We start from the raw sequence: 19,863 nt of genomic DNA, 5'->3' as shown, positions 1-19,863 counted from the left end.
GCCCGCCGTGCTCTCCTGCGGCGGACAGGGAGATGCCCGGTGCCGCCGCAGGACACGATACCGAGGAGCACGGGCCGGGCCGCCGCGCGCCGCCTGGCCCTCCTCGCCGCATCGCTGATCGCGTCGGCCGCGCGCGCCGACGCCCCGATCGAGCCCGGCCGCTACGCGGTCGAGGTGCGGCTCGAACTGCCTCATCTCGACGACGCGACCGGGCGGAAGACCGCCGAGCTCTGCCTCGGGGCAGAGCCGGGCGCCGGCAATCCCGGCTTCGCGGTTCTCAGCGACAACAACCCGCTGGCGCGCTGCCCCGTCTCGAACCTGCGCCGGAACGGCAGCGAGATCACCTTCGAGATCGCCTGCGAGGGGCGCAACGCCGCGAGCGGGAGCGCCCGCTACGTCCTGTCGCCCGGCGCCTTCCGGGGCCGCATCGCCATGCGGATGGGCGGCAAGAACATGACCATGACCGAGGTCCAGGCCGGGCGCCGCACCGGACCCTGCGCGGGTCCCGCCCCATGATCGCGGGCGCCATGGCCGGGCTGACCCGCCGCGGCCTCGTCGCCGGTGCCGCGGGCCTCGCCGCGGGCGCCGGCCTCGCCGCGGGGACGGGCCGGACGCTGCTCCTCGCCCATTCCGCCTTCGCCGGCCACGAGACCGGGCCGGCCCATCCCGAGCGGCCGGCCCGGATGCGGGCCCTCGACGAGGCTCTTGCCGAGCCCGGCTTCGCGGCCCTGCGGCGCGAGGCGGCGCCGCTGCGCGCGGACGCCGAGGCCGCGATCCTGCGCGCTCACGCCCCCGCCCATCTCGAGGCGATCCGCGCGCTCGCCGCCGACCCGGCGAACCTCCCGGCCCGGATCGGGCCGGACACCGTGGTCTCGGCGGGCACCTGGGAGGCGGCCCTGCGCGCGGTCGGCGCCGGGCTGCGGGCGGTCGAGGCGGTGTGCGGGGACGCGGGCGTGCGCAACGCCTTCTGCCAGGTGCGGCCCCCGGGCCACCACGCCGAGCGGGCGCGGGCGATGGGCTTCTGCCTGTTCGACACGGCCGCCGTGGCGGCCCTCCACGCCCGCGCCCGCCACGGGGCGAGGCGCGTCGCGGTGGTCGATTTCGACGTGCACCACGGCAACGGCACGCAGGACATCTTCTGGTCCGACCCGGACCTGTTCTACGCCTCCACGCACCGCATGCCCTGGTTCCCCGGCACGGGCGCCGCCTCCGAGCGCGGCGTCGGCAACATCTGGAACGCGCCGCTCAAGGCGGGCGACGGCACCGCGCCCTTCCGCGCGGCCTGGGCCGGCCACCTGCTGCCGGCCCTCGACGCCTTCGCGCCGGACCTCGTCGTGATCTCGGCGGGCTTCGACGCGCACGAGGGCGACCCGCTCGGGGGCCTGCGCCTGCAGGCGGCGGATTTCGGCTGGATCACGGGGGCGATCGCCGAGGTGGCCGCGCGGCGCTGCGGCGGCCGCATCGTCTCCGTGCTGGAGGGCGGCTACCAACTCGACGCGCTCGCGGCCTCCGCCGCCGCGCATGTGCGGGCCCTGATGGAGGCCGCCTGAGCCGCCGGCGCCGCCGCGCCTCCATAAGTCAAAACTCCGTGATAGTATGGCGAATTCTGTTCAGGTGCGGGATTAAAACCGTTCCAACCGGAACAAAGCGGCTCCATACTGCTTGTCGGCCGGCTGCGCACCGCGCCTGTGCTGGTAGAGCCGCGACGCACCGCCCGTTTCCTGGTCGCCCTGGAGTTTCCGATGCACCACCGGCACGTTCCGGCGCGCACGTCTTCCCTGCGCGGTCGGGCGCTCGCGCTCCCGTCCGCCGGGGATCGCTGAGCGGTCATGGCGCCTCTCCGGCCGCTCGTCTTCGCCCATATCGGCGACCTCCACCTGACGGAGGCGGACGCGCAGAACGCGCGCGACTTGCGCGCCATCGTCGAGACCCTCGACGGCGTGGAGGGGATCGATTTCGTCTACCTGCCGGGCGACAACGCGGAGAACGGCCGGCCAGAGCAGTATGCCCTCGTGCGCGCGGCGCTCGATGCGCTGCGCCTGCCCGTCCACGTGGTCACGGGCGACCACGACATGGAGGGCGGCAGCCTCGAACCCTTCTACGCGTGCCTCGGCGTCCAGAGACTGCCCTACGCGGCGGACGTCTCCGGCGTGCGATGCCTGTTCCTCGACATGTGCGGCAGCGGCTCGGGCGGCCCGGACTTCCGCCTCGGAGCCGACCAGATCGCCTGGCTTCGCGGCGCGCTCGCGGAGGCGGACGCGGACGGGCAGGACGTGGCGCTCTTCATGCACAGCTACCCGGCCGACCTGAAGGGGGAGGGGGAGGCCGCCCTGGTTTCCGACCTCGTGGCGCGCTCGCGCGTGCGTCTCGTCGAGATGGGCCACACCCACTACAACGAGATCGCCAACGAGGGCCGCACGATCTACGCCGCGGCCCGCTCCACGGGCCAGATCGAGGAGGGCCCGGTCGGCTTCGCCGTGGCCGCGATCGACGCGGGCGTCGTGAGCTGGCGCTTCCACCCCCTCGCGACGGGCTGGCCCCTCGTCCTCGTCACGGCCCCGGCGGACCGGCGGCTCGCGCACGACGCGGCGCAGGCGGTCGGCGCCGAGACCGAGATCCGCGCCCTCGTCCTCGGCGACGCGCCGATCGCGGAGTGCCGCTTCAGCATCGACGGCGGCCCCTGGCTGCCCATGACCCGCCCGGACGGCGAGCGCTGCCACCGGGCCCGCCTCGCCTTGCCGCCGGAGGCGAGGGGGATCGCCGTGCGCGCCACCGACGCCCGCGGGCGCACGACGGAGGATCGGGTCGAGCCCGCGCGGGATGCGGCTTGCATCCGCCGCTCGGAGGCTCCAGGCAGCGATGCCGCCGCGATCGGCGCGTGGCCGGAGCGCGGCCTCCTCGGCACCCAGCTCGGCCCGAACCGCAACGGGCGCCAATGGTAGGCCCCGCGCCCGATCCTTCGCCTCACCCATCGACCGAGGACCCGCCAGCATGGGCGCGCTGACCCTGAGCCCGAACCTCGCCACCTGGGGCATCGCCGCCCTCGCCACGCTCGGGGTGATCCTGCGCCCGTTCTCCTGGCCCGAGGCCGTCTGGGCGGTGCTCGGCGCCGGCGCGCTCGTGATCCTCGGCCTCCTGCCGGCGGGCACGGCCTGGGAAGGCGTGCTCAAGGGAACCGACGTCTACCTCTTCCTCGTCGGCATGATGCTGATGTCGGAGGTCGCCCGGAAGGAGGGCCTGTTCGACTGGCTGGCCGGCATCGCCGTGCGGCAGGCCCGGGGCTCGGCCACGCGTCTCTTCACGCTCGTCTACTGCGTCGGCACCGTCGTGACGGTGTTCCTGTCGAACGATGCCTGCGCCGTCGTGCTCACCCCGGCCGTCTACTGCGCGGCCAAGGCGGCGCGCGTGCGCGACCCGCTGCCCTACCTGCTGATCTGCGCCTTCATCGCGAACGCGGCGAGCTTCGTGCTGCCGATCTCGAACCCGGCGAACCTCGTCGTCTACGCGGCGCACATGCCGCCGCTGACGCAGTGGCTCGCGCGCTTCGCGCTGCCCTCGATCCTCGCCATCCTCGCCACCTACGCGGTGCTGCGCCTGACGCAGGCCCGCGCGCTCGCCGGGCAGGAGGTCGCCACGGATGTCGCGCTGCCGGCGCTGCCCCGCACCGGCCTCGTCGCCGGCCTCGGCATCGTGGCCACCGGGGGCGTGCTCATCGCGGCCTCGGCCTACGGTCTCGACCTCGGCCTGCCGACCTTCGCGGCCGGGCTCGCCACGACGCTCGTCGTCCTCCTGATGCGGCGCGGCGGCCTCGTCGGCGTCGTCCGGGACGTCTCCTGGAGCGTGCTGCCGCTCGTGGCCGGCCTGTTCGTCCTCGTCGAGGCCCTGGAGAAGACGGGCGTGCTCGGCCTCATCGCGGCCGAGCTGAAGGCGGCCGCCTCCGCCGCGCCCGACGCCACGGCCTGGGGAGCGGGCGCGGCGATCGCGATCCTGTGCAACGCCGTCAACAACCTGCCGGCCGGCCTCATCGCGGGGGCGGCCGTGCAGGCGGCCGACGTCCCCGAGCGCGTCGCCGGGGCGGTGCTCATCGGCGTCGATCTCGGCCCGAACCTGTCGGTCACGGGCTCGCTCGCCACCATCCTCTGGCTCACCGCGATCCGGCGCGAGGGGCAGGACGTGAGCGCCTGGAGCTTCCTCAAGCTCGGGCTCCTCGTCATGCCGCCGGCCCTCTTGCTGGCGCTCGCCGGCCTCCTCCTCGTCCCGTGAGCGCGAGCCGATGAACCCCGCTCTCCTCTACCCCTTCATCCTCGCCGCCGGGGCGCTGCAGGCGCTCGGCAACTCGATGAACGCGCGCCTGCGCGGGGCCCTCGTCAATCCCTGGCTGGCGGCGGCGACCTCCTTCGCGCCGATCGTCTTCGTCTTCGTGACGCTCTTCCTCGTGATGCCCGTGCCGCTGCCGAGCGCGGAGAGCCTCGCGGCCATGCCCTGGTACGCCCCGCTCGGCGGGCTCGCGGGCGCGGTCGCGGTGTTCGGCGGGCTCGCCCTCGTCGACAAGGTCGGAGCCGGGCCCTTCAACGGCCTCCTGATCACCGGAAACATCCTGACCTCCCTCACCATCGACGCGCTCGGCCTGTTCGGGATGCGGGGCGGCGGCTTCAAGCGGCTGCCCTGGCTCGGCGGCCTCCTCATGGTCGCCGGCATCGTCCTGATCGCCCGCAAGGGGCGCGACGCCACGAAGGAGGGCAAGGAGGAGGGCGAAGGGCACGGCGAGGGGCACGGCGAGGGGCACGGCGAGGGGCACGGCATGAGCGGGACGCTCCTCTACCCCTTCGTCCTCGCCGCGGGCGCGCTGCAGGCGGTCGGCGTCGTCCTGAACGCGCAGCTTCGCGGCGCCCTCGTCAACCCGTGGCTGGCGGCGGCGGTCTCGTTCCTGCCGATCGTCTTCGTCTTCCTCGCGGTCTTCGCCCTGCGCCCGACCCCGCTGCCGCGCCGCGAGGATCTGGCGGGAATGCCCTGGTGGGGTCCGCTCGGCGGCCTCGCCGGGGCGGTCGCGGTGTTCGGCGGCCTCCTGTTCGTCGACACCGTGGGGGCGGGGGCCTTCAACGGCCTCCTGATCACCGCCAACCTCCTCACCTCGATCGCGATCGACCATTTCGGCTGGCTCGGCATGCCGACCTGCCGGGCGGGGCTCTCCCGCCTTGCCGGCGCCGGCCTGATGTCGGCCGGCATCCTGCTCATCTCCCTGTTCTGACTGCGGTCTCGGACGGACGGTAGCGTTTCGTCCCATCGCAGATCGGCCACAGCTTCGCCCCAGAATGGCCGGGCCGGACTGGATGGTCGCGTCCTCGATGATCGGGCGCGAACCGCTCCCGTCGCGCGATTCGCCTGCGGCCCGGCCGCGCGAGCGCGACGCGGGCGGCTCCGCCGCAGAGAGGGCCGGCAGCGCGAACATGGAACACGCCACTCCGTCGTCAGGGGACGTCCGCCAGGGCCTCGGGCCGCGCCTCGCCCGCAGCCCGCTCCCGCCCCTCGCCGCGCTCGCGGCGGCGTTCGGCCTCGCCGTCGCCGGCAGCGCCTTCGAGCCGCGCCGGGAGGCCGAGGCCCACGCCGCCCCGCCGATGCTGGCCGCCGGCCCGCTCGAGGCCGCCGGGCCGCCGGCCGACCCGGCGCAGGCCGCGGTCGAGTTGGCGGCAGCGGGCGAGCCCGCGCCCGAAGGGCCAAGCGTCGACCTCGCGACCGCCGAGCCCGTGACCGCCGAGCCCGTGGCCGCCGAGCCCCTGGCCGTCGAACCACTGGCCATCGAACCACTGGACGGGCAGGCGCTGCTCCTGTGGCGCGAGGCGCTGCTCGGCTCGCGCGGGGCCGCCGCGCCGGACGTCTTCGCGTTCGCCTACGACCCGCTCCGCGACCTCGCCGCGCCCGATCCGGGCCCCGCCGGGGACGCGTCCCGCCTCGCCCAGACCGTGCCGCTGCCGATGCCGCGCCCGCCCGAGTTCCGCCGCCTGCCCGGCGCCGAGACCTCGCGCCGGGCCGAGCGCCTGGCGGCGCGCCGCGCGGCGGCCGTCGCGCCGGCCGCGCCCGTCGCGGACGAGCGCACCTTCATCGAGAAGCTGTTCAATATCGAGCGGGCGCCCGCCTCGGCGCTCGCCTACGCCTCGCTGTCGCCGAACCCCGCCGAGTCGCTGCAGCGCCGGCCGCCGGTCGCCCCGGTCCCGAGCCCGTCCGGCGGGTCGGGCGTCGCCGTCTACGACATCAGCGCGCGCCTCGTGACCCTGCCCAGCGGCGAGAAGCTGGAGGCCCATTCCGGCCTCGGGGCGAGCATGGACGACCCGGCCTCGGTCAACATCAAGATGCGCGGCGCGACGCCCCCCGGCACCTACGACCTGACCGAGCGCGAGCAGCTCTTCCACGGCGTGCGGGCGATCCGCCTCAACCCGGTCGGCGGCAGCGCCGCGGTGTACGGGCGGGCGGGCCTGCTCGCCCACACCTACATGCTCGGCCCGAGCGGCGCCTCGAACGGCTGCGTCTCGTTCAGGGACTACGACAAGTTCCTGCAGGCGTACCTGCGCGGAGAGATCCAGCGCCTCGTCGTGGTGGCGGGCAGCGGGCAGGACCGGCTCCCGAGCCTCGCCGGCCGCGGCCGGCCCGAGCGCCTCGCCCGCGTCGGCGACGATTCCTGAGACGCCGGCGCCGCCCCGACAGCGCTCATCCGAAAGGCGTACCCACCCTGGCTGGGTCGTAGTTCCGAAATCTTTGCTGTACCCATAATCGTTCGGGATGTGGGCCTCGGCGATCGGCAACTGCGAAACGCGTCAGGAGGGCTCATGCGTACGCTAGTCAGGACCCTCCTGTCCGCGAGCGTGCTCGCGGCCGGGGCGTCGGCGCCCCTGGTGGCGCTCGGGGCGGAGAGCGCGGGTCCGACGGCGGCGGACACGCCCGCCGAGCCCCGCAACGCGACGCGGGAGGCGGCCCGAGACGAGACGGTCGCCGAGATCCTGCAGCGGCTGCGGCGCGAGACCGGCCAGCAGGCCGAGCCGGCCCGCAGGCTCGGCGAGGCGCCCTCCACCGAGGAGGCGATCTCCGCCTACCAAGCCCGCGTCCAGAAGAAGCTCGACGACGACGAGCGCACCTGGAACCGGATCACCACCTCCATCTGCTCCGGCTGCGGGGTCGCGGTGCGCGGCGCCCGCGCCGCGTCCGTGACGCCCGGCGACGTGCTGGCGCGGCAGGCGCCTGCGGCCGGCGCGCTCGCCCGGGCGCCCGCGGCCGAGCCCGCCGGCACCCGGCTCGCCGAGGCGGCCCGCCCGCGCCTGCGCTACGCCCGCCTGCGGCGCCAGCTCCTCGGCCAGCCGCAGCACGCGGATTCCGGGCAGAAGGCCGGGCAAAAGGCCGCGGCTGAGGCGGCCGTGGCCGCCCGGCCCAAGGTTGCGGGGCAGCGGCCCGTGGCCTCGGCCGCGCGCAAGCGCCTGCGCTACGCCGCCTACCGGCGGCAGATCCTCGGGCAGCCCCGCGCCATCGCGGGGATCCGGCGCCGCGTCCGCGCCGCCTGGCTGCGCCCGGGCGGCAGCCTGCACCGCACCCGCCAGGCGCGGGAGAGGATGCTGCTGACGCGGCGCTACGAGGGGAAGAGCCGCCGCGCGGCGATGCGCGCGCGGCTCGTCGCCTATCTCGACGGTTCCTGGGCCAGCAGCCGCGGCCGCAACCACTCGCTGCCGCACCCGGTCCGCCGGCACGACGCGCTCTGCACCTACGGCTACGGGCCGATCGTGCCCGCGAGCCTGCAGCAGGAGACCTGCCTGACCGGCCGGTAAGGCAGCGCCGGGGCGTCGCCCCTTCCCGGCGCGCGGCGTCCCGCACGTTCGGTCACACCGCTTCCGGCTCCGGGCGGGCATCCGTCAGGCCGGCGCAGGGCTGCCGGCGAAGGCTGCCCGCTGGGCCGCGAAGGCGCGCCCGTAGGCCGGCCGGGCCTCGCCGCGGGCCACGTAGGCGGCGAGGTTCGGGTCCTCGTCGAGGAGGCCAGAGGGCCGCAGCCGGAGCAGCACCGAGACCATCATCAGGTCGCCCGCGCTGAATCCCCCGTCGAGCCACTCGGCCCCGCCCAGCCGGCCGGACAGCTGCCTCAGGCGGTCGCGCACCCGGTTCTCGACAAGGGGGCGACGCTCCGCCGACCAGGGCCTGTCGCCCTCCATGAGCTTCGCGGTCGCGAGCTCGAGGATCGGCGGCTCCACCGTGTTGAGCGCGGCGAACATCCAGGCGATCGCGCGAGCCCGCGCTCGGCCCTCCCGCGGCAGCAGCCCGGCATGGCGCTCCGCGATGTAGAGCACGATGGCCCCCGTCTCGAACAGGACGAGATCGCCCTCCTCGTAGGTCGGGATCTGGCCGAACGGGTTGAGGGCCAGGTGCGCCGGCTCCTTCAGCGCGCCGAACGAGACGGGGCGGACCCTGTAGGCACGGCCCGCCTCTTCGAGCGCCCAGCGGACCCGCGTGTCCCGCGCCAGCCCCATCCCGCCGTCGGGGGAGCGCTCGAAGGCGGTGATGGTGATGCTCATCGCGGCTCCGCGTCTGCGCAGGGCGCCCGCCCCGAACGGCAGCGCGATCGCACCGCCGGGCCGGCGGCCGCCGCAACGGATCACGAAACCGCGGCCGCGACAACGCCGCGGCCCGGTGAGGGCTCGGGGTGCGGCGCAGCCGCCGGGGATGGTTTCGGGAACGGCCCGCGGTCCCCGCGGGCCGCGGTGGGCCGGGTTCAGGCTCCCGGCCGGACCGTCACCTCCGGGCCATGCCGAGGCTCGTCTGCTGGGCGCGGCGCCACTTGAGATAGGCCTGGTAGACCTTCTCCTTGTCGGCCGCGAGATCCTGCGGCTGCTCGCTCAGGAAGCGGTCGATCTCGGCCTGGGGGGCGCCCTCGTCGCGGTGCGCGTCGAGCCAGTCCTGGGCCGGGCGGAAGCGCGTCCAGCCGGCGACGGAGGCCGCGAGGTTGACCTCCCGCCATTTCGGGTGGCGCTGCGGGGCCAGGAACTTGTCGAACTGGCCGAAGAAGGCCGCCACGAAGCGCTCCAGCTTCCGGTAGCGCTCGGAGCCCTTCGGATGGTTGTAGACCCCGAGGATCGTGCCGACCGCCAGCGTCTCGACGGTCCGGCCCGCGCCGACGAGCTTCGGATAGTCGGCGCTCGTGAGCGTCGCCGGCACGTAGGCCTCGCTCAGGGTCTCCAGATAGGGGATGGTCACGAGATGGAAGCGGTCGCCGGGGTCGAAGCCCGAGAGCACCGAGACGGGCTTGGCCGCCACTGACACCACCGCCTCGACCTCGCCCTTGCGCAGCATCTCGAGGGCGGTCGGCTGGTCGACGTTGACCGCCTCGACCTCGATGCCGAGGCCGCGGAACATGGCCCGTCCGCTGTAGTCGGTGCCGCTGCCCTTCACGTCGAAGGTGACGCGTTTGCCCGCGAGCTGGCGCACGTCGTCGATCCCCTTCGGGCCGATGACGTGGAGCTCGTCGTTGAACAGCTTGGCGACGTAGTGGATGCGCTGCTCCACGTCCTTCAGGCGCTTGTCCTGCCGGAGCTGGTCGAGTGTGTCGGCGCGCACGAAGCCGAGGTCGACGCCCTTCAGGAAGCGCAGGTCGTAGGCGTTCTCGCCCGCGCCCTTGCCGAGGATCGGCAGCACCCGGATCCGGTCGCCGTCGTTGAGCACGAAGGCGATGTCGGCGCCGATGCGGAAGTAGGTGCCGCCGGGCGTGCCGGTGATCACCGAGACCGTGTTGGCGTTCATGGTCTCGCTGAGCATCGCCTCGCTGGTCGCCTCGGCCCGCGCGTCCGCCTTCTCCAGCCTGGCCTCGCGCGGCTCGGCCGACTTCGGCGCCTCGCGGGCGAGGCAGGCCGGGGCTGCCGCGAGGGCGGCCAGCAGGGCCAGGCTCCCGATCAGGGCGGAGGGCGTCCTCGGCATCATCGGCGTGCTCCGTTGCGGTGTCGGATCCCTAGCGCATCGCCTCCGCGAGGCTCTTCGGATCGGCGAGGCCCTCGCGGGCCGCTCGGGCGTAGAGGGCGCGGGCCCGTTCGGGATCGGGCTGCAGGCCCTGGACCTTCCAGGCGCGCAGCATCCGCGGGTCGCAGGTCTGGGCCAGCAGGAAGACGGCGCGCGGCTCGCCCCGGTCCATCGCCCGCTCCAGCACGAGGCGCGCGCCGCTGATGTCGCCGAGGCGGATCAGCCGCTCCGCCCGCTCCACCAGCGCCTGCGGCTTCGGCTCGGCGGGGACGGGGGCCGAGGCGGCGGCGGGGGCCGACGAGGGGGCAGGGGCGAGGGCAGGGGCGGCGGACGGGGCGGGGGACGCGGACTGCGCGGCGGCCGGCTTCGCGCCGGCCTGGGCCTGCGCGACGGGCGCGGCCCGCGGCGCGGCCTCGGGCTGCCGCGCCGGCGCGGCGGCGCCGAGGGGGGCGGTAGGCGGCTCGGCGGACTTCGGACCGGCGCGGGTCGAGGCCGCGGGCGCGGCCTCGGTCCACGCCTCAGCCTTCGTCTCAGCCTTCGCCGCGGTCTTGGTCTCCGCCTTGGCCGCCACCCTGGCCTCCGGCTTGGCCTCCGGCTTGGCCTCGATCCTGGCCTCGGCCGGGCTCGGCGACAGCGGCGCGATCGCCGGGGCCTGGGGGACGTAGACCTGCGCGGCCGCCTTCAGGCGGGCCGCGACGATCGCGGCCGGCGGCTCCGGCTCCGGCCGCGCGGCGGCCGCCGGGCCCGGCTCGATCTCCGGCCGGGGCTGGGCGTCGAGGGTGAAGGTGGAGCGGGACAGGCGCAGCGGCTCGCCGTTCTCGGGGCGCGACAGGGCCGCCACCGCGAGGGTGAAGGTGCCCGTCTGCTGCGGCTCCAGGGTGACGGAGAGTTCGGACAGGTTCCAGTCCGTCACCTCGACGACGGTCCTGTCCTCCGCGGCGATGACGGCGCGGCTCGTGTCGGCGAGGCGCGCGCCCTTCGGCAGGCCGAGAAGATACGTGTTGGGGCTCGACCGGCCGGCCCGGCGCCGCACCTCGACCGCGAGCGGGATCGCGACGCCGGGCTCGCCGGCGACGTCACGCGTCACCACGAGGATCGGGGCGTTGCCGTCCTCGTCCGCGTTGCCGTTCGGAACCATCTCGGCGGCGGGGACGGAAGCGGCCCAGCCGGCGAGGAACAGGGCGAGGGCTGCGCGGCGGAATCCGACACGAGGAGCGCTCGTCATGGCCATCCCTCCCGAGTGGCGCCGCGTGCGGCGCAGCCCGCCGGAGCGCGTGCCGTGGCGGCCGCGCCTGTCCGTTTCGAGATCGAGGCTTGAGGTTGCGCGGCGGGCTGGACACCCGCCCCTCGGTCGCGACGCGGGATCGCTCGGCCGCATCGCGGTGCAGCGCTCGCCAAGCGCCGATCTGATGAGGCCGAGAGGGGCCGAGTTCCGCCGCACGGGCATTAACAAATGCGTCGGCTACTACCTTATAGGCAGGCGAACCCGTTGAGCCGGCGAAACGTCCCGGCTCAGGCGGTCTTGCGGACGGGCAGGCGCGAGACGCCGGCCCGGTGAGGGAGCCCGAACGCCGTGAGCGGGTGGACCTCCACGGGCTCGTCCCGGCGGGCGACCACGAGGCTGTGGTCGGGCACCGCGATCCACTCGGCGTGCTTGCGGTCGACCGGCTCCGAGGCGACCACGACGCCGTCCTCCGACTGGCGGTAGTAGAGGGTGTTGGCCGCGTCGTTCGCCGCGTAGCGGAAGGCGTAGAGGTCGTGCCCGTCGGCGAGGGCCGCCGTGAAGCGGAACGGGTGGGCGCCCTCGTCCTCGTCGACGAGCCGGGTCAGCGCCGCGAGCGTCTCGACCGTGGCGGTGACGGGATCGCGCCGCCCGCCCGGTCCCATCAGCCCCGCACCGGCGATGGCGAGGAAGATCGCCTCCGAATCCGTGGTGCCGCTGCGCGAGGGGTAGAGCGCGTCCGGGATCAGCGCCTCGATCGGGCGGCGCAGCCGCGCCCAGTCGCCGATGTAGCCGTTGTGCATGAACAGCCAGGGCCCGCAGGCGAAGGGGTGGCAGTTCGGCCGGGTGATCGGCGTGCCGGTCGCCGCCCGCACGTGGGCGAAGAACAGGTGCGAGTGCAGGTGACGGCACAGGTAGCGCAGGTTGTCGTCCGACCAGGCGGGCTGGACGTCGCGGTAGCGGCCGGGCTCCGGGTGCTCGCCGTACCAGCCGAGCCCGAAGCCGTCGCCGTTGATGCTGGCGGTGGATTCGAGCGCCTGGATGCTCTGCGAAACGAGCGAGTGCGACGGCTCGGTCACGTAGTGCTCGAGCGGGATCGTGCGTCCGCGATAGGCGATCCAGCGGCACATGGTCGGTTCCTTCCCCCTGTTTCCCGGCCGCAAGCCCTTCCCGGACGATCGTGGAGAAACGACGTCACCTTGAGCGCGGACGGGCCTCAGACGCCGTGCGTCTGGAGCCAGGATTCGAGCAGGGCCACCTGCCAGAGCTTCGAGTTGCCCTTCGGCGTCAGCGTCCCGTCCGGGTCCGCCAGCAGTCTATCGACGTAGGCCCGGTTGAACAGGCCGCGCTGCCGCGCCGCGGGCCGGTCGAGGACGTCGCGCACGAACTCGTAGAAGGGCCCGCGCAGGTGCTTGAGCGCCGGCACCGGGAAGTAGCCCTTCGGCCGGTCGATCACCGCGGCCGGCACCACCGCGCGGGCCGCCTCCTTCAGGATGTGCTTGCCGCCCCCGCGCACCTTCAGCTCGGCCGGGATGCGGGCGGCGAGCTCCACCAGCTCGTGGTCGAGGAACGGCACCCGCGCCTCGAGCCCGTGCGCCATCGTCATGTTGTCGACCCGCTTGACGGGATCGTCCACCAGCATGACCTGCTGGTCGAGCTGCAGCACCTTGTCGATGGCGGTGGGGCTCGCCGACTCGGAGAAGAACCGGGCGATGTAGTCGCGGCTATGATCGCCGTTCAGGTAGTCGGGCGCCAGCGCCTCCCGCATCTCGGCGTGGTCGCGGTCGAAATACGCGCGGGCGTAGTCCGCGACCGGATCCTGCGAGCCCATCAGCTTCGGGTACCAGTGGTAGCCGCCGAACACCTCGTCGGCGCCCTGGCCGCTCTGGACCACCTTCACGTGCCGGGCGACCTCCTGCGAGAGGAGCCAGAAGGCCACCACGTCGTGGCTCATCTGCGGCTCGGCCATCGCCGCGATGGCCGAGGGCAGGGCGTCGAGGGTGCGCGAGCCGTCGATCACGAGCTTGGTGTGGTCGGTGCCGAACTCGCGGGCGACGATGTCCGAGTACTTGAACTCGTCGCCCTCGACGCCGTTCACCGCGTCGAAGCCGATCGAGAAGGTCTTGAGGCCCGTCTGCCCGCGGCGGGCGAGAAGCGCCACGATGACCGAGCTGTCGAGGCCGCCCGAGAGCAGCACGCCGGTCGGGACGTCGGCGATCTGGCGGCGCTCGACCGCGGTGCCGAGGGCGTCGAGCACGGCCTCGCGCCAGTCCGCCTCGCTCATGACGCGGTCCGCCTCGCGCGCGCCGACGGTGAGCGTCCAGTAGGTCTCCTCGCGGCGCGCGCCGTCGGGCTCGATCGTCAGGATCGTGGCGGGGCCGAGCTTGCGCACGCCCTTCAGGATGGTGAGCGGGGCCGGCACGCCCGCGTGCCAGCTCATGTAGTGGTGGAGCGCGACCGGATCGATCGCGGTGTCGACCCCGCCCGCGGCGAGGAGCGCCTGCGGGCTGGAAGCGAAGCGGAAGCGCCCCTTCGTCTCGCTGTAGTAGAGCGGCTTGATGCCGAGGCGGTCCCGGGCGAGCACGACGCGCCCGCTGTCGCGCTCCAGCACCGCGAAGGCGAACATGCCGAGGAAGCGGTCGACGCAGGCCGGCCCCCAGGCGTGGTAGCCCTTGAGCACGACCTCGGTGTCGCTCGTGGAGAAGAAGCGGTAGCCCTTGCCCTGAAGCTCGTCGCGCAGCGACTGGTAATTGTAGATGCAGCCGTTGAAGACGAGGGTGAGCCCGAGCTCCGGGTCCTGCATCGGCTGCTGCGAGGCGCTCGACAGGCCGATGATCTTGAGCCGCCTGTGGCCGAGGATCACCCGGTCGTGGCCGAGGATCCCGCCGGCATCCGGCCCCCTGTCCGCCAGCGCGTCCACCATGCGCTTGACGGCGCCCGGGTCGCCCGGCCCCTCGAAGCTGATCTCACCGCAGAGCCCGCACATCCCACCTTCGCCTTCCGGTTGGTCCCGGTCCGCAACGCGTCGGCGCTTCCCCCGGTTCGATCTCCGGAGGCGGGCGATGCGATTTCCGAGCCAGGGGCCGGATCACGCGCGCTCCGGGACGCCGGCCCGGCCGGGCCGGGCGAGCGCGATCAGCGCGCCCCCGGCCATCCAGGCCAGCACCGCGAGGGGCCAGAGGAAGCCCGGCCAGCCGGGAACGGGGTAGAGGCTGTTGAGGAACGGCCAGGCGAGGAGCGCCGCGCCGAGGAGGCCGACCGCGCTCATCAGGCGGCGGCCCGCGCGGGCGGCGTGCACCATCTGGGCGAGGCCGACGCCCATGTAGACGAGGATCAGGACGAGCGTCGCCACCGTGGCGAAGCCCTCGCTGTAGGCCCGCGAGCCGGACAGGCCGCCGAAGACGAGGAGCGCGGCGATGTTGCCCGCGCCGATCAGCCGGGTCGCCCGCCGCGGCGCCCCGTGCTCCGGGTCGATCTCGGCGAGCCGCGCGCTCAGGCCGCCGCGGCCGAGGGCGCAGAGGATGCGGGCGGCCGCCGCCGCCGTGCCGAGGGCGCAGGCGAGCGAGCTGATTCCGGCGGCGAGGTCGAGGAACACCCCGTAGCCGGGTGAGACGTAGCGCGCGGCCAGAGCGCCGAGGGGGGCGTGGGCGGCGCCGAGCTCCGCGACGCCCTCCGGGCCGTAGCCGAGCACCTGCGCGTAGGAGACCAGCGTGTAGAGGAGCGTCGCGACCACGAGTGAGCCGATGATGGCGAGCGGGATCGAGCGGTGCGGGTCGCGGGTCTCCTCGGCGAGCGTCGCCGCGCCCTCGAAGCCGGCGAGCGAGAGCACGGCGAACACCATCGCGAAGCCGAGGCCCGACCAGCCGTGCGCGGCGTCGGGCACGAAGGGCGCGGCCGTCAGCGGTACTCGGGCGAGGATGGTCGCGGCGAGCACCACGATCGCCAGCACCGCCGCCGCCTCGATCACCAGCATGATCACGGCGATGCTGCGGATCTCGCGCCCGCCGAGCCGGATCACGAGGAGGCCGGCCCCGGCCGCGATCGCCTGCCAGAGGCCGGGCAGCGCGATCCCGAGATGCTCCAGGGCCACGCCCAGGAAGCCGCCGACGAGCCCCGTGGCGGAGGCGAGGAACGCGAGGTAGGCGAGCAGCAATCCCCAGCCGGCGAGGAACCCTGAGCGCCGTCCGAACACCGCGCCGACGTAGGCGTAGGCCGAGCCCGCTGTGGCGATCCGCCGGCTGAAGGCGACGAAGGAGAGGCCGATCAGCGCCATCGCGGCGCCGCCGATCAGGAAGGCGAGGGGCGCGGCGCGCCCGCCCGCCTGCACCGCCAGCGGCACGTTGAAGGCCATCGCCAGGGTGGGGGCGATGATCGCGAGCGAGAGGACGAACGCCTCGAAGGCGCTCAGGGATCGTCGGAAGGTCGCCATGGGCGGCCAGGGTGCAGGATGCGCGCCGCCGAGGCCAGGGGCGTACGGCGGGGCCTCAGGCGCGGCCGCGCCGCCCCGCCGCCACGACGCGGCTCAGCATCAGCGAGAGCTGCTCCACCGAGTAGGGCTTGTGCAGGAGCTCGAAGCCGTGCGTGCCCTCCTTGGCGAGGACGTGGCTGTAGCCGCTCGTCAGCACGATCGGCATCTCGGGCCGCCGCTGCCGGATCTCGTTGGCGAGGTCGACCCCGTCGCGGCCGGGCATGACGACGTCGGAGAACACCACGTCGAACCGGAAGGGGATCTTCTCCAGCTCCGCCAGCGCCGCCTCGGCGTCGCGCACCCAGACGGTGGAGTAGCCGAGTTCCTCCAGCGTCTGCGTCGCGAAGCGGCCGACCTCGGCGTTGTCCTCGACGACGAGCACGCAGGTGCCGTGGCCGTCGACCTGCGCCTCATCCGCCTCGCTCCCGGGCTTCGGGGCGGCGGCCGGCATCTCGGCCCGGGGCAGGTAGAGCGTGAAGGTCGTGCCGCGGCCGACCTCGCTGCGCACCAGCACCGCGCCGCCCGACTGCTTGGCGAAGCCGAACACCTGGCTCAGCCCGAGCCCGGTGCCCTGGCCGACGCCCTTGGTGGTGAAGAACGGCTCGAAGATCCGGTCGAGGATGGCGGGCGGGATGCCGGTTCCGGTGTCGCTCACGGAGACCGCGACGAAGGGGCCCGGCACGGCCTCCTCGGTCCGGGAGGCCGGGATGCCCTCGGCGGCCTCCACGGTGATCGTCAGCTCGCCCTCGCCCTGCATGGCGTCTCGGGCGTTCACGGCGATGTTGACGAGGGCGGTGTCGAACTGGCTCGGGTCGGCGTGGACGCAGCAGGGCCGGTCCGGCAGGCGCGTCACCACATGGATGCGCGCGCCCGTGAGCGTGCCGACCATGTCGCCGATGGAGGCGACGCTGGCGGAGGCGTCGAAGGTCTCGGGCTTCAGGGCCTGGCGCCGGGCGAAGGCGAGGAGCTGTCCGGTCAGCTTCGCGGCCCGGTCCACCGTGTCGGCGATGGCCAGCACGTAGCGGCTGCGCCGGTCCTCGGGCAGGTCGCGCCGCTTCAGGAGGTCGGTCGAGGACTTGATCACGGTGAGCAGGTTGTTGAAGTCGTGCGCGACGCCGCCCGTGAGCTGGCCTACCGCCTCGAGCTTCTGGGCCTGCCGGAGCGCCTCCTCGATCCGCTCGCGCTCGGCGATCTCGGCGGTGAGGCGCGCGTTCGCCTCGGCGAGCTCGTGCAGGCGGCTGCGCTCCTCGGTGAGGTCGGTCAGCACGCCGCAGAGGAGCGGCGCCTCGCCGTCGCGCTCCAGGCGGTTGAGGGAGAGGTAGACCGGGCGGGGCTCGCCCGCCTTGTCGCGCAGGGCGATCTCGCCGCGCGCGGGCCGGCGCAGGGCGCCCTCGAGGAGGGCGGCCAGCGCCGCCTCCTGCCCGGGCTGGACGAAGCGCCGGAGCGAGTGGCCGATCAGCGTCTCCTGGCGCGCGCCGAGGATCGCGGCGAGGCGCCGGTTGCAGTAGAGCACCGTGCCCTCGTGGCTCAGCGTGAGGGCGCCCTCCTGGATCTGCTCGATCAGCACCCGGTAGGGCCGGTCGGCGTTCTCCAGGGTGTAGACCAGCCGCTCGCCGCCGGGGCCCTCGACGACGACCGCGTCGAAATCGCCCCGGCGGATCGCCGCGAGCGTGTCCTCGCTCTCCTCGAGCCGCGCCTCCAGCTCGGCGATGCGGGCCTGGTACTCCGCGTGGCTCATGTCGGTGACGACCTCAGCGGACATCGGCGTCCTTCGGCCCGGCGCTCCTCGGCTCGGTACCCTTCGGCCCGGCATCCTTCGACCCGGCATCCTTGGGCAGGCCGAGCCCCTGGAGGATGCGCCCCTCGTCCGAGAGGTCGCCGGCGATGCGGCGGGCGGGCTCGGGGCGGAGCCTCACCAGGGTCGGCGCCGCGAGCACGCGGTCGGTCTCGGCGAGCGCCTGCTGCTGGTAGATGTCGACGATCTCGAGCTCGTAGCCCTCGGCGAGGTGCGCGTCGCAGACCCGCCGGACGGCCTCGATCGTGCGGTGCGAGCGCGGCGAGGTGCCGGCGATGAACAGGCGCAGGTGGTAGCGGCCCGTCCCGTCCCGAGGCGCGCCGAGGCTCAAGGCGCGTCGACCTTGGGACGGATGTCGAGGCCGACGAGCACCTTGTCGGTGTTCGAGAGGTCGCCGATGATCCGCTTGAGGGGCGAGGGCAGCCGGCGCACCAGGGTCGGGATCGCCAGGATCTGGTCTCCCGCGGCGAGCTGCGGGTTCGTCATCAGGTCGACCACCTCGATGTCGTAGCGGCCCGCGAGGTGCTCCTCGCAGAAGCGCTTCAGGTTCGCCATCGCGGCGAGCGACTTGGAGGTCTGCCCGGCCACGTAGAGGCGCAGGTGGTAGTGGCCCGGGTCGAGGTCCGCCTCGGTCGTCGGTTCGGCCGGGTTCTGTCTCTCGTCGCTCATCCTGCAGCACCCCGCCGCTTCGCGATCTCGCGCCGGTCGCTCGCGATCCGCGCCTCGCGCGCCTCGTTCTCGCCGAGGAGAAGGCGCTCCTCCTCCTCGGCCGCCTCCAGGCCGGCCTCGAGCTCGGCGATCTGGCGCTCGATCGAGAGGCGGCGGCGCGTCGCCTCGCGCCGGCGCCGCTCGTTCTCCTGGCGCCGCCGCAGGGCGGCCGCCTGCTCCTCCGCCTCCTGGATGAGGCGGGCGGTGCCCGTCAGCACGCCGGAGGGTCCGATATAGGCGTCGATGAGCCGGATGCCCGCATCCGACATCAGGAATTCGCGCACCTGGTGCGAGTGGCGCATGCCGCGCGCCTTGATGACGTAGAGCGTGCGCGATCGCTCGCCGTTGGCCTCGACGCTCTGGAGCTTGATCCAGGAATCCATCAGCGAGGACACGCCGAAATCGTCGGCGAGGTCGACGGCGCCGTCGATGCGCAGGCTGGTGAACAGGGCCGTGATGCCCCGGCACTTGAGGAGGTCGACCATGCGCAGGATGGTCGCCTGCATCTCGGTGGCCGGGCCGCGCAGCGCCGAGAGCGGGTCGACCACGACGAGGCTCGGATCGAACCGGTCGATGTCGCGGTGCATCCGGGCGAGGTGCATCTCGAGGCCGAACAGGCTCGGCCGCGCCGCCTCGAAGCGCAGGAGCCCCGCCTGGACGTGCTGCGCGAGATCGAGGCCGATCGAGCTGGCGTTGCGGCAGATCTGGTCGCCGCTCTCCTCGAACACGAAGGACATGCAGCGCTCGCCGCGCCGGCAGGCCGCGTCGATCATGCTGGAGCTGATCATGGTCTTGCCGGTGCCGGCCTCGCCCGAGATCAGGATGCTGGAGCCGCGGTGGAACCCGCCGGGCTCCAGCATCTCGTCCAGGCCGGCGATGCCCGAGGAGATGATGCCGCCGGGCGCCGCGTAGTCGAGGTCGGCCGAGGTCACCGGCAGGACGCTGATGCCCTCGGCGTCGATCAGGAACGGGTACTCGTTGGTGCCGTGGGCCGAGCCGCGGTACTTCACGACCCGCAGGCGGCGCGTCGTGATCTGGTCCTCGACCCGGTTGTCGAGGAGCACGACGCAGTCCGAGACGTACTCCTCCAGCCCCTGGCGGGTGAGTTGGCCCTCGCCGCGCTCGCCCGTGATGACGGCGGTGAGGCCCCGGTCCTTGATCCAGCCGAACAGCCGGCGCAGCTCCGCCCGCAGGATCGAGGCGTCCGAGAAGCCGGAGAACAGGGTCTCGATCGTGTCGAGCACCACGCGCTTGGCCTTCACCGTGTCGACCGCGTAGCCGAGGCGGATGAACAGGCCGTCGAGGTCGTACTCGCCGGTCTCCTCGATCTCGCTGCGCTCCACGCGCACGTGGTCGATGGCGATGCGCCCCTCCGCCACGAGCCGGTCGAGGTCGTAGCCGAGGGAGGCGACGTTCGCCACGAGGTCCTCGGCCCGCTCCTCGAAGCTCATGAAGACGCCGGGCTCGTCGAAGAGGGTGGCGCCGTTGACGAGGAAGGTGGTGGCGAAGAGCGTCTTGCCGCAGCCCGCCGCGCCGCAGACCAGCGACGGCCGCCCCGCGGGCAGGCCGCCGAACGTGATCTCGTCGAAGCCCGTGATGCCGGTCTCGACCTTCGGCAGGGTCGGGTGCTGCTCAGCCTCGGACGCCACGATCGGGTTCTCTGGTGTCTCGCGCGCCCACCGCGCGCCG

General features: G+C 74.0%; 17 protein-coding genes. 7 read left to right on the top strand and 10 right to left on the bottom strand.

What is annotated here, in order from left to right; genetic code table 11:
- From MOX02_RS16740 to MOX02_RS16710, 7 genes are all read left to right on the top strand, one after another.
- Nucleotides 1–516 (top strand): DUF3617 domain-containing protein (locus tag MOX02_RS16740; RefSeq protein ID WP_244948442.1); only part of this gene is annotated, 516 nt, incomplete at its 5' end.
- A gap of 11 nt (nt 517–527) precedes the next feature.
- Complete coding sequence (locus MOX02_RS16735; RefSeq protein ID WP_170267900.1) at nt 528–1,550, top strand: histone deacetylase family protein; 1,023 nt, start codon at nt 528–530, stop codon at nt 1,548–1,550.
- A gap of 279 nt (nt 1,551–1,829) precedes the next feature.
- Complete coding sequence (locus MOX02_RS16730; RefSeq protein ID WP_147026930.1) at nt 1,830–2,942, top strand: metallophosphoesterase family protein; 1,113 nt, start codon at nt 1,830–1,832, stop codon at nt 2,940–2,942.
- Between the two features lie 49 nt (nt 2,943–2,991).
- The gene (locus tag MOX02_RS16725) at nt 2,992–4,263 is read left to right on the top strand and encodes an arsenic transporter (protein ID WP_147026929.1); all 1,272 of its coding nucleotides are present in this window, start codon (nt 2,992–2,994) and stop codon (nt 4,261–4,263) included.
- A 10-nt stretch (nt 4,264–4,273) separates the two neighbouring features.
- The gene (locus MOX02_RS16720; RefSeq protein ID WP_147026928.1) at nt 4,274–5,248 is read left to right on the top strand and encodes a DMT family transporter; all 975 of its coding nucleotides are present in this window, start codon (nt 4,274–4,276) and stop codon (nt 5,246–5,248) included.
- 199 nt (nt 5,249–5,447) lie between these two features.
- Nucleotides 5,448–6,677, top strand: coding sequence for a DUF2778 domain-containing protein (locus tag MOX02_RS16715; RefSeq protein ID WP_147026927.1), 1,230 nt, complete (start codon nt 5,448–5,450; stop codon nt 6,675–6,677).
- A gap of 144 nt (nt 6,678–6,821) precedes the next feature.
- The gene (locus MOX02_RS16710) at nt 6,822–7,808 is read left to right on the top strand and encodes a hypothetical protein (RefSeq protein WP_147026926.1); all 987 of its coding nucleotides are present in this window, start codon (nt 6,822–6,824) and stop codon (nt 7,806–7,808) included.
- Between the two features lie 84 nt (nt 7,809–7,892).
- On the opposite strand, the gene MOX02_RS16705 is transcribed toward MOX02_RS16710, so the two are convergent.
- The 10 genes from MOX02_RS16705 to kaiC form a co-directional block, all read right to left on the bottom strand.
- Nucleotides 7,893–8,546, bottom strand: a complete 654-nt coding sequence (locus MOX02_RS16705; RefSeq protein WP_147026925.1) for a glutathione S-transferase family protein — start codon at nt 8,544–8,546, stop codon at nt 7,893–7,895.
- Between the two features lie 217 nt (nt 8,547–8,763).
- Complete coding sequence (locus MOX02_RS16700) at nt 8,764–9,942, bottom strand: TAXI family TRAP transporter solute-binding subunit (RefSeq protein ID WP_373866758.1); 1,179 nt, start codon at nt 9,940–9,942, stop codon at nt 8,764–8,766.
- A 31-nt stretch (nt 9,943–9,973) separates the two neighbouring features.
- Nucleotides 9,974–11,206, bottom strand: coding sequence for a hypothetical protein (locus tag MOX02_RS31305; protein ID WP_170267899.1), 1,233 nt, complete (start codon nt 11,204–11,206; stop codon nt 9,974–9,976).
- 287 nt (nt 11,207–11,493) lie between these two features.
- On the bottom strand, nt 11,494–12,333 hold the full coding sequence (locus MOX02_RS16690) for a class II glutamine amidotransferase (protein WP_147026923.1): 840 nt from the start codon (nt 12,331–12,333) through the stop codon (nt 11,494–11,496).
- Between the two features lie 86 nt (nt 12,334–12,419).
- Entirely contained in the window at nt 12,420–14,189 is a 1,770-nt protein-coding gene (locus MOX02_RS16685) for an N-acetylglutaminylglutamine amidotransferase (protein WP_147026922.1), read from the bottom strand.
- A gap of 102 nt (nt 14,190–14,291) precedes the next feature.
- The gene (locus MOX02_RS16680; protein ID WP_147026921.1) at nt 14,292–15,632 is read right to left on the bottom strand and encodes an APC family permease; all 1,341 of its coding nucleotides are present in this window, start codon (nt 15,630–15,632) and stop codon (nt 14,292–14,294) included.
- 55 nt (nt 15,633–15,687) lie between these two features.
- Nucleotides 15,688–17,433: an ATP-binding protein gene (locus MOX02_RS16675; RefSeq protein WP_147026920.1), complete on the bottom strand. Its 1,746-nt coding sequence runs from the start codon at nt 17,431–17,433 to the stop codon at nt 15,688–15,690.
- Entirely contained in the window at nt 17,423–17,797 is a 375-nt protein-coding gene (locus MOX02_RS16670; RefSeq protein ID WP_238179009.1) for a circadian clock KaiB family protein, read from the bottom strand. Before MOX02_RS16670 ends, MOX02_RS16675 begins: the two co-directional genes overlap by 11 nt.
- Nucleotides 17,794–18,135 (bottom strand): circadian clock KaiB family protein, encoded by a 342-nt coding sequence (locus tag MOX02_RS16665; RefSeq protein WP_147026919.1) that lies wholly within the window; start codon nt 18,133–18,135, stop codon nt 17,794–17,796. The genes MOX02_RS16670 and MOX02_RS16665 overlap by 4 nt, the downstream gene beginning before the upstream one ends.
- Nucleotides 18,132–19,823, bottom strand: coding sequence for a circadian clock protein KaiC (gene kaiC, locus MOX02_RS16660; protein WP_174804939.1), 1,692 nt, complete (start codon nt 19,821–19,823; stop codon nt 18,132–18,134). The genes MOX02_RS16665 and kaiC overlap by 4 nt, the downstream gene beginning before the upstream one ends.
- Between the last annotated feature and the right edge of the window lie 40 nt (nt 19,824–19,863).

Source organism: Methylobacterium oxalidis, assembly GCF_007992195.1.
GTDB lineage: Bacteria > Pseudomonadota > Alphaproteobacteria > Rhizobiales > Beijerinckiaceae > Methylobacterium > Methylobacterium oxalidis.
This window is presented reverse-complemented; position numbering and strand designations above follow the sequence as displayed.

Excerpts from the sequence above, each read along its gene's own strand:
- MOX02_RS16735 (WP_170267900.1), top strand. The coding sequence starts at position 528 with ATGGCCGGGCTGACCCGCCGCGGCCTCGTCGCCGGTGCCGCGGGCCTC.
- MOX02_RS16730 (WP_147026930.1), top strand. The coding sequence starts at position 1,830 with ATGGCGCCTCTCCGGCCGCTCGTCTTCGCCCATATCGGCGACCTCCAC.
- MOX02_RS16725 (WP_147026929.1), top strand. The coding sequence starts at position 2,992 with ATGGGCGCGCTGACCCTGAGCCCGAACCTCGCCACCTGGGGCATCGCC.
- MOX02_RS16720 (WP_147026928.1), top strand. The coding sequence starts at position 4,274 with ATGAACCCCGCTCTCCTCTACCCCTTCATCCTCGCCGCCGGGGCGCTG.
- MOX02_RS16715 (WP_147026927.1), top strand. The coding sequence starts at position 5,448 with ATGGAACACGCCACTCCGTCGTCAGGGGACGTCCGCCAGGGCCTCGGG.
- MOX02_RS16710 (WP_147026926.1), top strand. The coding sequence starts at position 6,822 with ATGCGTACGCTAGTCAGGACCCTCCTGTCCGCGAGCGTGCTCGCGGCC.
- MOX02_RS16705 (WP_147026925.1), bottom strand. The coding sequence starts at position 8,546 with ATGAGCATCACCATCACCGCCTTCGAGCGCTCCCCCGACGGCGGGATG.
- MOX02_RS16700 (WP_373866758.1), bottom strand. The coding sequence starts at position 9,942 with ATGCCGAGGACGCCCTCCGCCCTGATCGGGAGCCTGGCCCTGCTGGCC.
- MOX02_RS31305 (WP_170267899.1), bottom strand. The coding sequence starts at position 11,206 with ATGACGAGCGCTCCTCGTGTCGGATTCCGCCGCGCAGCCCTCGCCCTG.
- MOX02_RS16690 (WP_147026923.1), bottom strand. The coding sequence starts at position 12,333 with ATGTGCCGCTGGATCGCCTATCGCGGACGCACGATCCCGCTCGAGCAC.
- MOX02_RS16685 (WP_147026922.1), bottom strand. The coding sequence starts at position 14,189 with ATGTGCGGGCTCTGCGGTGAGATCAGCTTCGAGGGGCCGGGCGACCCG.
- MOX02_RS16680 (WP_147026921.1), bottom strand. The coding sequence starts at position 15,632 with ATGGCGACCTTCCGACGATCCCTGAGCGCCTTCGAGGCGTTCGTCCTC.
- MOX02_RS16675 (WP_147026920.1), bottom strand. The coding sequence starts at position 17,433 with ATGTCCGCTGAGGTCGTCACCGACATGAGCCACGCGGAGTACCAGGCC.
- MOX02_RS16665 (WP_147026919.1), bottom strand. The coding sequence starts at position 18,135 with ATGAGCGACGAGAGACAGAACCCGGCCGAACCGACGACCGAGGCGGAC.